Origin of the sequence: Paenibacillus sp. Aloe-11 (assembly GCF_000245715.1) — a bacterium.
Lineage (GTDB): Bacteria > Bacillota > Bacilli > Paenibacillales > Paenibacillaceae > Paenibacillus > Paenibacillus kribbensis.
On the sequence record NZ_JH601074.1, the window covers coordinates 28185 to 42039 of the forward strand.

Consider the following 13855-nt stretch of genomic DNA (forward strand, 5'->3'; position numbering starts at 1 on the left):
AATTCTCAAAAAAGGAGGGAGATTTTTTATAGCAAACAACAAAAAAGCCTTCAAACCCGCGGCATAGCGCCAAGCTTGAAGACTTACATTTTAAATAAAAAATTTATAATTTCGATCGCGTCTGTGAATCCGGCTTAGCCAACAGGCGAATAAGTGTGTTAATAACTGGACGCTTGGTTTTGCCCACCAGACCAATAACCTCTGCGCCAATCTGTAAGAAAAACATCATAATACATATCACGACAAAGGTAACCCAGTTTGCTTCATTAAGCGCAGCAGACGATTGAATGACGGCTAATACACCGAAAAATGCAGCAATACCGTAAATAATCAAAACCGTCTGTCTATGGCTGAAACCTAGTTCGCGTAAGCAATGATGCAGATGACCTTTATCCGGTGAAAAAATCGGTTTTTTCTGCAACTTGCGACGAATGATAGCAAAAAATGTATCTGATAAAGGTACACCGATAATAATTAATGGTGTAATAAATGATACGATAGCAATCTGCTTGAAACCAAGCATGGATAGCATAGCCAGACTGAAACCTAAAAACAGCGACCCTGTATCACCCATGAATATCTTCGCAGGATGAAAGTTAAAAAATAAAAATCCGATAATGCTGCCCAGCAGCACCAGACAAAGCATAGCCACCATGTAGTTGCCCATCAGGAGGGACATCACAAAGATGGTTCCAATCGCAATCCCTGAAACACCCGCAGCCAGTCCATCCAGACCGTCAATCAAATTGATGGCATTCGTCACACCTACAATCCAGAAAATCGTAAGCGGGACGGAAATCCAGCTTTCCAAAGACGAGTATGCATCCTGAAAAGGTACATTTACAAAATCAACACGAATATCAAAGGCAAACACAACCATACAAGCAACGGCAATTTGAGCCAAAAATTTCAACTTTGCATTGAGATCAAAACGATCATCGAGAGCACCAATCAGTGTAATCATCGTACCGCCAATCAGAAAGGCCGCGATAAAGTTAATATCCCGTGAGGACAGCATTCCGTCGGGTACAAAAGGCAAAATCGCCAATAAGGACAACAGAAACGCCAAGAAAATCCCCAGTCCGCCAAGTCGCGGCATAATCCGGGTATGTACTTTTCGGGCATTCGGTACATCGACGGCTCCAACCTTAACAGCGAATTTCTTGACGAGCGGTGTCAATAACAGCGCAAGTCCCAGTGCCATGATGAAACCAATAATATAGATCAATAGCATTTGATCATTCGACCCCCAATTTTAAAGCAAATCCCTTTTCAGATGTAACCGCATTGAATTATACTCTGATCAAAAATAAATACCAAGCTTCATATTCTGGCAAATTAGCGGGTTTTGAAGGCAGATTCAAGCTATTTATCACACTTTTGTGACGTTTTCTTTTTCACGCATCACTTTCACGGCGAATTTCGGCAGCGCAAGCATTCTTTTGTATCGGCTGGGCTCTTTAAGCAGCCTATACAGCCACTCAATTCTGAGTTTCTGGAACAATTTAGGCGCACGTTTTGTTCTGCCAGATATAACATCAAAACTACCGCCAACCCCCATCATGACCGGTACGCCCAGCTGCTCCTTGTATTTACCAATCCACGGCTCCTGGGTGTCCGCACCACGTGCTACAAATAACAGATCCGGATTCGCTTTGCGAATGGCTGCGATGACTGCCTCATCCTCTTCAGATCCAAAAAATCCATCGCGCTGGCCACAAACCGTAATTCCAGGATAAAGCTCATGTACCCGCTGTGCAGTCGCTTGAATCACCTCGGACGTTGATCCGAGCAAATAAACTTTCCAATGATAGTTTTCTCCGGCTCTAAGCAATTCATGTAATAAGTCAAAACCTGCTACTCGCTCAGGTACAGGGTGTCCTACATAATTTGCGGCCCAGACCACACCAGTCCCATCTGGAACAATTAACTCTGCCTGCTTCATCACTGACATGTACACAGGATCTTCCAATGCAGCCATTACCATAATTGGATTGGCAGTGATCACTTGATGGGGTCTGCGAGACTCCACCGCCTGGATTAATACATTTAAAGTATCTTTCATATTAAGCCTTGATACCCGAACACCGAAAATCGGGACGGTAGGCACATTCGTAACCTTATCAACTGTCACTGTATCCATCATCCTTTGCGACACAAGTAATTAATGATATGCTGTGCCGGCAAACGTGCCTCGCTCTTCAACAAAGCAATTGCCGCTCCCTGGCTCTCGATCCATTGATTTCGCTCATCTAGGAGCCGCATAGCCTCTACAGCCAGCTTTTGTCCATCTAGTGCTTCTGCAGTGCCTACAGGCTGACTGCCGACGCGGCTGAGAAAATGATCAATTTTGGGATCGTAGGATATCCCCAAAGGGGGCACTTGATGGGATGCTGCATAGATCAAGCTGTGCAATCTCATCCCGATCATCAAACTGCAACGACTGACTTCCAAAAGCATCTGCTGAGGATCGGTAACCTGATCAGATATGCTGACACGGCTACCTGTTCCCCTAATATCCCCTAACAAATCCATTACCATCCTTGAAGCCTGCTCATCGTCAGGCAAATGGAAAGGAAAAAAACGCAAGTGTACGCGGCGTCCAGCAGCTAATTTTTTCAGACCGTCTGCGATAGCGGTCAAATCTCGATGCTCCTTGTCCCAATAGCGTACAGACACACCGACAGTCAGAAGTTCATCCTGATTAAGCTCAGCAACAGCTTTGTGCGCCTGACCGGAATCGGAGGGCAATGGGAGTCCCATTACCGGATCGGGAACGACCTCGACAGTCGGACTCTTTAACTTCATGCTACCTAACAATGCGGCGGATTGCTTATCTCTTACAGATACATATTCGCAGCGTTGAAACACAGACCGGATCATGGGATAAAATATCTTTCGTTGCACCGGACCAATGCCCTGAGCATATACAAACGTCGGCTTTCCAGCCCATTGAGCCAGTTTGAGAATTGCGAGGTAATAAGGAATGCTTTTGGGACTTGTCGCGTCCTGAAGCAAGCTTCCACCACCACTGATTAGCCCGTCGCTGTTTTTAATCGCTCTTCGAACTTCCCCCAGACTCATACGTGGGACAGCTTCTACCCCATACATTTTCTCTGTCCATGCAGGGTCAGAAGATAGCACAACAGGCTTAACCGTAATCCCGGCTTGACGGCTTTCCACCTCTAATGCAGTCAAAATGGACTTGAGTACCGCCTCGTCTCCACTATTGCGAAAGCCGTAATAACCCGAGATGATTATCGTTTGAGCTGTGGTGACCATTTCTTCCAACATCCTTCCAGCACTTGCCACGCGACAATTGCAATAATTCCCAGAACCAGACCCAATCCCAATCCTAATAGTCCACGACTAAGCGAGAGTGCCGCTGGAGAGTGAATGTGAGCAAATGTATCCACCATAGAGGCTTGACCTATAGCAGCTATGATCAGTACATAGATCGCTTTGCGGTATTTCAAGGCCAAGAACGCACCTGCAATAAACAGGGGGTGTGCCATCAAAAATTCCTTATTACGCGGACGTACGCCAAATGCATTCTCAAGGAAATTCCGGAAAACCAGCTCCGTGTTCGACACGGTTCCCGCATTCCCTGTACGGCTCAAGTAGTACATTCCCGCGACTCCGATAACAGCCAATACAACTACCCATAGTACGGTAATCGGTGTGCGCAGCAACTTGGAAATTTCCTCACGTATAGAAACGCCACGATAAAAGAAAATATATACCGCAGCCAAAAAGATTGGCAGAATGTGAAGCAAGCTTACACCTCTAAATTGGTTCAGCACAAGGCTGTAAGCAATACTGTTCAGCAGCGCAATGACAAAGGGCACCGCAGCCAGCGACAGGATTGCTGTTTGAACGTACAAAATAAGCGTTTGAACCAAACGCTGACCTGGAGAGAGCTCCTGTTCACGTTTAATTCTAATCGTACGTACGGCAATGACCATTGCAACCGTAGGACCACTAATTGCTGCGAGCAGCGCCAAGCCTTGCTCCATCAAGCTGGAGCTCAGGACATAAAGACCTGCAGAGCCAACCAAACCGAGTGCAAACGCCAGCAGGGTTAATGCCGGTACAAAATAGGACACCATAATGGAGAAGAATGCAAGTGCGCCCAGTACGACGACCATTTTCAGATAACGTTGAAATGAAGAATCAACCACCTGGAATGGCTCAGCCTGTCCGAGCTCAAATCCCTTTTTCTCCATCCGTTGAACTGCATTCCCTGGCTCGTCCAGGCTGTGAATCAGATTATCTACCGAATCCTTTACTTTAGCCTCAGCTACACTTCGCGTAGGGGCAGTATTAAGATACAGCATGCGAATATTGCGATCCTTGGTTGCCAATGCAAAACGATCGGCCAAGGTCTCGACATCAAGCATTGAATCCTTGTCGCTCAGAGAATACAACCGGACAACGTTATAGTGTATATCGTAAGCAAGCCTGTTGAAGCCGGCTTGTGGTTTTTTCAAGTTTTCAATAGCAGCCAGGCCAATATCATATTTATTAAGCAATTTAGCAAACGCCGCCAGGCTATGCTTTTTTTCGTTATCTGTAAAGCCTTTGACTGAATCTCCTTCAAACAAAATGCGTTTCACACCATTCTGCTGAAAGGAGGCCAGCATTTCTTCTGTCAGTTCCTCGTTATAAGGAAGACTGTCACTCATCCGCGGAACAATAAAAAATCCTTTGCTCCGAAGCTGCTTCATCGCAATCGGGTCAGGCTGCATCGGCTTAAGGTACGCATCCTCTGGGGATGTTTCCACAACGACCCCTTCCTGTCCCTGATAGCTCCAAGGCTTTACGTTAATGCCCAGGCTTGTAAACGTACGTTCAATTAACGGCTTTAGTGCCTCAGCATTTTCTTTGTTAGAAAAAACAACGTACGTAAAATTCTCATTTGCAGGTGAAAGGCGTCTTTCCATATCTGCAACGTTCTGAGTCGTATAGGTTACGACCCGGCCCGCTTTGCGGAAATCGTCCAACGTACTTTCATACATTGCCATACTGTTCACACCCGCCTGCTTTAAGCGGTCAAGCTGCTCGTTCAAATAATCCTGCGGGTGAGCCTGATACGAAGCTGCCTCTGTCAAATCCCGATAATCAAATACAATCTCTACTTTTTTACTCGAGGATTCTGTCTTCACACGATCGGCGATGACTGGAATGGAGGCCAACAAACCGAGCGCGACCAGAGCCCACAACCATTTTCGAGAAACCGTATTCCAATACTGCCATTTCTGATACACCAAAGAACCTCCTTAATATCCGTTGCCGCAATAAGCCTATTTTCCCAAAGCCTATTCTAGATTATTCTGCAACATAGAAATGACCCCCACGGCGTACTGCCCTTTGCCGTGAGAGGTCACCGATTACTTATTACGTATCCAATTTGTCTTAACCTATTCTATTATAAATGGATTTGTCTCAAGCGTCTACGCGCGCCATAACAGCATCCACCAAACGGCTGATTCTTTGCTCCGCATCTGCCAGCGAAGAACCGCGTACCGCGAAGTATACTTTGATTTTTGGCTCAGTACCGGAAGGACGCAGACAGAACCATGAACCATCCTCCAGTAAAAATTTGAGTACATTTTCCTTAGGAAGTCCGTCGAGCCCTTGCGAGTAGTCCAGCACCTTGTCTACCTTCACGCCTGCAATCTCTTGAGGAGCGTTGCTGCGCCAATCCGTCATTTTGCCCTGAATCTGTGCCACTCCGTCCTTGCCCTTCAGTGTACGAGACTCCAGCTTCTCAAGGAAGTATCCAAACTGCTCGTACAGCTCTTGTAAAACATCATACAGCGTCTTGCCTTGGGTGCTGTAATAAGCAGCAGCTTCAGCAATCAGCATGGCCGCCAGAACGGCGTCCTTATCACGAGCGTAATTGCCTGCCAAATAGCCATAGCTCTCTTCATAACCGAATAGGTAGGTATAATCTCCCGTTTGGTCAAACTGGTTCATTTTCTCACCAATATATTTGAAGCCAGTTAGCGTATTAAACACAGTTGCACCAAAATGTTCGGCAATAACTGCGCCCATTTCGCTGGTGACGATGGTTTTGATGACTGCTCCGTTATTCGGGAGCTTGCCTGTTTCCTTCAACTGATTCAACAAGTAGTACACCATAATCGCGCCGGACTGATTCCCGGACAACACCACATATTCGCCGTCACGGTTCTTTACAACCGCCCCCATGCGGTCAGCATCAGGGTCTGTTCCGATCAACAAATCCGCACCAATCTTCTCGCCCAGTGCAATCGCCAGCTTGAATGCATCCCGTTCTTCCGGGTTCGGCGATTTGACGGTGGAAAACTCAGCATCCGGCAGCTCTTGCTCAGGTACAATATGCACCTGCTCAAAGCCGATTTTCTCCAGCACACGGCGAACCGGTATATTTCCAGTGCCATGGAGAGGTGTAAACACGACCTTGAAGTTTTTGCCTGGTCCAGCTGCAATCAGCTCACGGTTCACACTTACATTGGCTACCGTATCTACAAACGCTTCATCTTCCTCTTCTCCAAGCCAAACCAACAGTCCCTGCGCCTCTGCTTCTTCACGGGTCAGACGGTGAATATCAGCAAAAGAAGGAACCTCACGGATATAACCAATCACCTGTTCAGCCTGATCAGGAACAAGCTGACCGCCTTCATCATTGTATACCTTGTATCCGTTATATTCAGGCGGGTTATGGCTCGCAGTTACGACAATCCCTCCACTGGCTCCCAAATGACGTACGCTAAATGAAAGCTGCGGCGTCGGGCGCAGGGACGGGAACAACTTAGCCACGATACCGTTGCCGGCCAGTACCAAAGCTGCATCCAGGGCAAACTCTGGCGAGAAATGGCGCGAATCATGTGCAATGACCACCGAAGGCTTGCCTTCTTTTCCAGCATGCTGCTCCAAAATGTAGCGAGCCAGTCCTTGAGTCGCACGTCCAATGACGTAGCGGTTCATTCGATTGCTGCCTGCCCCGATTACTCCACGTAGACCGCCTGTACCAAATTCCAGCTCTTTGTAAAAGCGATCCTCCTGCTCCTGCTCGTTGCCCTCCAATGCCCGCAACTCCTGTTTGGTTTCTTCATCAATATAAGGGTCTTGCAGCCAGCTCTCAATGCCTTCTAGTGCTTTTTTACTCAACTGCGTCATACGTTATTTCCCCTCTCCATTTTTGGTTGTCAAAACAGGATTTCTATGTACACATGCACTCGGTTCAAACGTCGTGCTTATGTCAGCAGAGCTTGCTTATTGGGAAGGATCGGACAAAGCAAACATAATCTCGCCCTCAGCTACTACCGTATCGCCTACTTTAGCCGTAGCTTTCCCTTTGCCAAATGATCCTTTGGAACGGGTTATTTCCACTTCAAGCGTCAGTGTATCCCCAGGAACCACCTGTCCGCGGAAACGGAAGCCATCCAGCCCTGCCAAGAAGCCGATTTTACCGCGATTTTCCTCTAGATGCAGCAATGCGACAGCTCCAACCTGAGCCAGGGCTTCGGTGATCAGCACACCTGGCATGACCGGATATCCCGGAAAATGTCCGATGAAATGAGGCTCAGTCATCGTTACATTTTTAATACCTACTGCTCTTTTCCCTTCCTCCAGCTCAACAATGCGGTCCACCAACAAAAATGGCGGTCGATGCGGAATAATCTCCTGAATTTGATTAACATCCAATTGCAATTTGTCCATTTACCTTAATAACTCCTTCCGCTTGCAGATTCGGTCCTGAATCGGTCATGAATTTCTGCAAGCATAATATTCCCCATCGGTGCTGCATAAAAACAGTTCATTGCGGCAACAATGATAGATATCCTTCACCTACTGCAGAAGTGAAGGTTGAGATAAGGGGCTTTTTCCGCCGGTTACGCAACCAGAGGCGCGAAGAGGCCCTTTTGCCCGTGTTTGATCTTACCCCGCAGTGCTATAAACTTCCCCATCATTATACAGTTATCAGATGCAAAAAGAAAATTACGCGGAAGTACCATATTGGTTGCTCCTATTATGGGGTGAAGCAGAGTTTCAATTTGAGTCAAGGGGGACGGGCTGCGCGATTTATTTGATCTTCCGATCGCTGTTGCCCCTTAATTTTTTCATTTTATAAAACCTGTAAGGTTAAAATTTAGGGGCAAAGGCGAACGCTATCGCTTCTCCAGATTCAAATAAACCTCTCCGCCGAGTTACTTTTGGCTCAAAAAGAAAGCCTCGCTTCAATAATGCTCGCTTTTCGTGAAGGGCGGAACAAAACCGAAGGCCTCTGCGATGGCCTTCATTGGCACAATCCAGGCGTGCTACACCTGGAGGCTCCTGCCGTTAAAGGCAAAACAAAACCCTGCGCCGCCTGGCACAGGGTTCTGTTGTTTTATTACTACCCACACAAATTGCGGGTGGTTTATTTTAATAAGAGTAGCCCTAATGGCGGGTAGCAGCGGAGCGGGCAGAATTGTTCTGGAGAAGCGCAGCGTTTGCCTTTATCCCCGGATTCAAACCTCCAATGTTTTAAAATCAAAAAGGAATCCGGGGATAACAGCAATCGGAAGAACAATCTGCACGCGGAGCGGTCTTTTCTCGCCACAGCCACTTTTAAAGTAAACTAAGGCGCAAATATAAGATCAATGACGTGCTGCCAGGTTTTCCATTCAAATACGCCTGCCAGTCCTTGCTTACCTACAATCACGTATCCTGCAATTAAACCACCTAACAGCGAAAAAAGGAGAAGCAGCGGAACTACGAAATAACGGGCAGTACGCCAGCGGGACTTCGTCTTTTCAGGAACTGGACGGGAATCGGATTGTTCTTCTTTCATTACCAAATCCCTATGCCCTCAGATTATTAGCCAGGTTCATCATCGTATCGCTAGAAGTCAGCGCCCGCGCCGCCATTTGATACATCCGCTGAACTTGCATCATATCCGTCATTTCACCTGGTAAATCCACGTTGGACTGTTCCAGGTAACCGGAACGCACGGATACGTCCGTTGGAACAGCACCCGCTACACCTGCTGCACCGAACACATTTGCTTCTGTTACTCCATTCGCCAATACGAACAGGTTATCATCCCGCTGCTCCAGTCCTTCTGGACGCTGAACATCCATCAGCTTGATCCGCTGGCCAACTGTTGGTTCGCCCGTCCCATTGGCACGAATCAACAACTCACCGTCCGAATTAATGGCTACCTTAGAACCTGCTGGCGCAGTCACTGGAACATCATTGTTGTCCAACACCGAATAGCCTTCAGCCGTGGTCAACATCATCGTTGCACTATCATTCGGATCAGGAATAAAATGAAAGCTGCCGTCACGCGTCCAAGCTTTTTGTCCATTGCCCTGAACCTCAAACATGGCATTGCCCTGAATCGCCAGATCAGTAGGAAGTCCTGTCTCCTTGAGTGGACCTTGTTCCATATTTTTCATAATCGAGGCTATTTTAACTCCGTAGCCCAAATTATAGCCGAGCGGCATAGCCCGCCCATTTTGGAGATACGTTGAAGGCTGCTGTTGTACATTAGCCAGCACATCTTCAAAGGAACCCTGTTTACTCTTATAACCAGTCGTATTAATATTGGCGATATTATCGGCAATCAAATCCAGACGCTGTTGCACACTGGCCATAGACACCATTGCGCCAATCATGGAGTTGTTCATCACTTACCCCCCGTTATACACGGCCTACTTCGTTAACGGCCTTGTCCAAGCTTTTATCATAAAATTGAATAACCTTCTGATTCGCTTCATAAGCTCTTAACGCAGCCATCATATCCACCATCGATTGCGAAGCATCCACATTAGATACTTCCAGATAACCCTGACGAACGGACACAGCATCGTTAGCGGTCATCATTCTGGCTGTAGCACCATCCGTATCATTCAGGCGGAAATTCCCATTGCCCTCACGGACAAGCTGATACGGCCGATCAATAACACTAATTCCGAGCGTCGTTCCCAATGTCTGGTTGGACTGGCTATCCACCAATTCGCCCCGCTCATTTACTTTAAGTGCTGAGACAGCACCCGTCAATTGAATCGGATTACCATTTGTATCCAGAACTGCTGAGCCAGTCGACGAAAGCAATGCTCCCGCTCCATTTACCCGAAAATGTCCGTCACGTGTATAGCGTACATTTCCGTTATTGTCACGGACCGTAAAAAACGCTTCTGGACGATAGGTGACTTCACCGTTAGCATTAACAAATTTCCCTGCCTGATCAAAAGCCATAGGCCGGCCAGTTGCCGGGTCGTTCACACTAATGTTGGACTGTATCGCGAAATCCGTAGCTTGTCCGCTGTCCTTCAATGCCCCCTGAATGTAAGGGGAGAGGCTTTCCTCGGCAAAAACGCCAGTATTGAGCTTGCCGACCGTACGATCCGGATTATCCGGGTTGCCGCCCGTCATGGAAATAAGCATTTCGGGAAAAGAACGTTGAACACTGTTCTCCTGTTTGTATCCCGGCGTATTCATATTGGCAATATTTTGCGTCACGGTGTCATGGCGTCGTTGCTGTGTTGTCATTCCGGCTGCCGCAGTATATAAACCTCTCAACATGTATCGTGCACCCCAATCCTGTACTCTGCTAATGCATCATCATCTGCTCGCACGGAGGAGCGGAAGCCGACATGCTAGGCAACCTGCCCGACCGCATACGAGTCTCATATAGTCACTATCGGCAGATTAGAACTTTTTCTTAACCACATGATCCAAATTGTCCAGCATAATTCCTGTACCTTTAACGACACAATGCATCGGATCCTCGGCAACCAATACCGGAACACGCAATTCTTCTGCAAGTAGTTCGTCCAGTCCGCTAAGCAGCGCACCGCCGCCAGTTAGAATGACACCACGATCAATAATATCGGCTGATAGTTCCGGTGGAGTCTGCTCCAATACAAACTTGGCTGCGGCAACAATCGCTGACACAGGGTCTCTAAGCGCCTCCTGCACTTCATCGGCGGAAATACTTAATGTTTTCGGCAATCCGGATACCATATCCCGTCCACGGATGTCCATCTCCGCACGTCGCCCACTCGGATTTACGGTTCCGATGGCAATCTTGATATCCTCGGCTGTACGTTCCCCAATGAGAAGCTTATATTTTGTTTTCACATATTTCATGATCGCTGAATCAAACTTGTCGCCTGCCATTTTAATGGAAGAAGCTGTGACCACATCCCCCATAGAGAGGACTGCAACGTCTGTTGTTCCGCCACCAATATCCACTACCATGTTGCCGCTGGGCTCAAAGATGTCCATTCCTGCTCCGATGGCAGCTGCTTTTGGCTCTTCCTCCAAAAAGACTTCTTTCGCCCCGCTGCGCTCCGCCGCTTCACGAATCGCTTTTTGTTCCACTGAGGTAATGTTCGTCGGCGCACAAATCAAAATACGAGGGTGGCTGTACCAGCTTTTCCCCCCTACGCGATTGATAAAATATTTTAACATTGCCTCCGTCACTTCAAAATCGGCGATGACGCCATCACGCAATGGACGAATAGCTATGATATTACCAGGAGTCCGTCCAACCATACGACGTGCTTCCTCTCCGACAGCCAATACTTTCTTTGTATCGCTTTCTATCGCGACAACGGAAGGTTCGTCAAGAACAACCCCCTTCCCTTTGACGTGGATAAGCACGTTGGCCGTACCGAGGTCGATACCGATATCATTACTGAACATATTAAAAAGGCCCCCAAAGTGATATTTTAAAAGCTAAGATTCGACAAGAAGCGGCAAATATATGTATAAACCTACGGTTACATGTCATTTTTCGTCTTGTACCATCTTTTAACATATCATACTTCAGGGGGTTGATTCAATGGCTTTGCCAGCCAATTCACCATATATTTTTAAGACTTGCCGGAAACGAGAATCTCCCTTCTTTTCCCACTCGTTTTTTTGTACTTGATTTTCGTCGCTTCCCCTCCTCGCAGATGGCGGATGGATTTATGGTATTCGAGAATATGCTTCACTTGATCGGCAAGATCCGGGTTGATTTCAGGCAGCCGTTCGGTCAGATCTTTATGCACCGTGCTCTTGGAGACACCAAATTCTTTGGCAATCGTACGGACCGTATTCCTTGTTTCCACGATACAGCGACCGATTTTGATGGTCCGTTCCTTGATGTAATCGTGCACGCTCCCGCCTCCCTACTGTGGATAGTTTGGTACATTATATGAGGAGCGTGCTTATATATTCGCGGTTTGGCGGGAAGACATGCTTCGGAAGGCCTATTTATTTGCCAGCAGCAGCTTATCTGTTTACCTCATGAACAAAAATGAACAAGAAAAAAGCAGGGAATATGGATTCCCCGCTTTGCATGCAAAGCCATGACCGAATTTATTTTTTAGGAAGCAGACCTGTAGGATTCACCGGCTTGTCATCCTGATACACTTCAAAATGCAGATGTGTTTTCAAATCCTTTTCAAGCTCGTTACGACCTGCTGAAGCAATTACATCGTTTTGTTTAACTTGATCGCCCTCTTTTACCTTTAGATCGCTCAAGCTTTGATACACCGTTTTGATATTGTTATCATGCGTGATTTCTACGACATTTCCCATCAGCGGATGCTGTTCTACACGGGATACCTTGCCACTCAGGGCAGCTCTCACTTCAAACGTCTGATCGTCGGCCCGGGAAAGATCAATTCCGGTGTTAGCAGTAAAGGTTTTATCATACTCTACCATTGCTGCTGCCTGTTCATCCGCTGTCGCGTTTTCGTCAAAAAATGGCTTTACAACCTTTACTGCGGCGGCATCTGCCACCGGCCATGCGATATTTTCCGACTGGGCAACGACTTCCATACTTTCCGGCTGTTGTCCGTTGACATCGGTATTGACTGCGCTTGTGTTTTGTACCGATGGACTAGCTGGGTCAGGTTTGAAAGACTTCTGGCTAGCATCCTGATAGACCCACACTAAGGTTAGTATAATGGCTGCTGCGGCAATGTAGGCTGCCGGGTATGCCCACCTTTTGGACAACAGCTTTTTCCACGAAGACGGCTGTGAAGCTCTTCCACCCTGAAAGGTTTTGGGTGTTTCTTCATGATTTTGGTTCTGGTTTTTATTTTGTTCACTCATTTGCTCATCACCTCAGTAACCAGTGTTACCGGGTGCAACTCTTTTATACTTCAAAGTTTTGAAAAATTTACTAACTTAGAATACGAGAAGCCTGTGCAAAGGAAATGCCAGTATAGTAGTGAAGAAGAATTTGAGTAGCAGTGTGCCCTTCCTTGGCCATTCCGTTGGCTCCCCACTGACTCATGCCGACACCATGGCCGTAGCCATAGGTAGTTATAGCAATCTTGTCTCCTTCGGTCCTCCACGTAAATTCAGCCGAACGCAGTCCCAGTTTGTTGCGCATTTCCGGTCCTGTAAAGACTGTTCCTCCTACTTCAATCTTTTTGATGCGATGCCCTTCTGTCTTGGAAAGTACCCGGATCTCGGGCATATTTTCTCCTCCAGTAGAAGCGGCTATCGCAGCACGGCTCAATCCCAATCTATCAAACACGCTCTGACGGCTCAATGTGATGGTTTCTGTATATCGAGGTGCCAGCTGCTTGTCCCATGGACTCGATACGCTCCGTAAGTAGGGCACAGCTTTGGCCCATACATCCTCCGAATTTTCGGTATAGCCATTGCTGGTAGAAAAAAAAGAAGCGGTAATCGGTTTGCCGTCATATACCATGATCGTATCCTTGGTATCGCGCACAGCCTGCCGAATTTTAGCCAGCTCAGCAGCTTTGCCGGAATGTCCCCACTCTCTAGTAAGCCTGGCTTTAGAAATGTAAGCCTGATGCTTAACGGTATCCGTCACATCCGCTCCTGCCGGAGCGCCGCTGGTGTCATCAGC

13 protein-coding genes are annotated in these 13855 nt (G+C 47.3%); all 13 read right to left on the reverse strand.

The window, feature by feature from the left end; genetic code table 11:
- Positions 1 to 103 precede the first annotated feature (103 nt).
- Positions 104 to 1234 carry a glycosyltransferase family 4 protein gene (locus WG8_RS23285; protein WP_007432727.1) on the reverse strand — a complete coding sequence of 377 codons (1131 nt, stop codon included), beginning with the start codon at positions 1232 to 1234 and terminating at the stop codon, positions 104 to 106.
- Positions 1235 to 1372: 138 nt separating this feature from the next.
- Positions 1373 to 2134: a WecB/TagA/CpsF family glycosyltransferase gene (locus tag WG8_RS23290; protein WP_007432728.1), complete on the reverse strand. Its 762-nt coding sequence runs from the start codon at positions 2132 to 2134 to the stop codon at positions 1373 to 1375.
- An 8-nt stretch (positions 2135 to 2142) separates the two neighbouring features.
- Positions 2143 to 3282 (reverse strand): polysaccharide pyruvyl transferase CsaB, encoded by a 1140-nt coding sequence (gene csaB / locus WG8_RS23295; RefSeq protein ID WP_007432729.1) that lies wholly within the window; start codon positions 3280 to 3282, stop codon positions 2143 to 2145.
- Positions 3258 to 5267 (reverse strand): DUF5693 family protein, encoded by a 2010-nt coding sequence (locus tag WG8_RS23300; RefSeq protein WP_007432730.1) that lies wholly within the window; start codon positions 5265 to 5267, stop codon positions 3258 to 3260. The genes csaB and WG8_RS23300 overlap by 25 nt, the downstream gene beginning before the upstream one ends.
- A 178-nt stretch (positions 5268 to 5445) precedes the next feature.
- Complete coding sequence (locus WG8_RS23305) at positions 5446 to 7164, reverse strand: phospho-sugar mutase (RefSeq protein ID WP_007432731.1); 1719 nt, start codon at positions 7162 to 7164, stop codon at positions 5446 to 5448.
- A 96-nt stretch (positions 7165 to 7260) separates the two neighbouring features.
- Entirely contained in the window at positions 7261 to 7707 is a 447-nt protein-coding gene (gene fabZ / locus WG8_RS23310; RefSeq protein ID WP_007432732.1) for a 3-hydroxyacyl-ACP dehydratase FabZ, read from the reverse strand.
- 901 nt (positions 7708 to 8608) lie between these two features.
- Positions 8609 to 8821, reverse strand: a complete 213-nt coding sequence (locus WG8_RS23315) for a DNA-directed RNA polymerase subunit beta (protein ID WP_007432733.1) — start codon at positions 8819 to 8821, stop codon at positions 8609 to 8611.
- A 10-nt stretch (positions 8822 to 8831) separates the two neighbouring features.
- A complete protein-coding gene (locus tag WG8_RS23320) occupies positions 8832 to 9659 on the reverse strand; it encodes a flagellar hook-basal body protein (protein ID WP_007432734.1) in 828 nt (275 codons plus the stop codon).
- Between the two features lie 13 nt (positions 9660 to 9672).
- On the reverse strand, positions 9673 to 10557 hold the full coding sequence (locus tag WG8_RS23325) for a flagellar hook-basal body protein (protein WP_007432735.1): 885 nt from the start codon (positions 10555 to 10557) through the stop codon (positions 9673 to 9675).
- A 126-nt stretch (positions 10558 to 10683) separates the two neighbouring features.
- Positions 10684 to 11682: a rod shape-determining protein gene (locus WG8_RS23330; RefSeq protein ID WP_007432736.1), complete on the reverse strand. Its 999-nt coding sequence runs from the start codon at positions 11680 to 11682 to the stop codon at positions 10684 to 10686.
- Positions 11683 to 11852: 170 nt separating this feature from the next.
- Complete coding sequence (gene spoIIID, locus WG8_RS23335; RefSeq protein ID WP_007432737.1) at positions 11853 to 12140, reverse strand: sporulation transcriptional regulator SpoIIID; 288 nt, start codon at positions 12138 to 12140, stop codon at positions 11853 to 11855.
- 202 nt (positions 12141 to 12342) lie between these two features.
- A complete protein-coding gene (locus WG8_RS23340; RefSeq protein WP_007432738.1) occupies positions 12343 to 13083 on the reverse strand; it encodes a M23 family metallopeptidase in 741 nt (246 codons plus the stop codon).
- 70 nt (positions 13084 to 13153) lie between these two features.
- On the reverse strand, positions 13154 to 13855 hold a 702-nt coding region (spoIID, locus tag WG8_RS23345; RefSeq protein ID WP_007432739.1), incomplete at its 5' end, for a stage II sporulation protein D.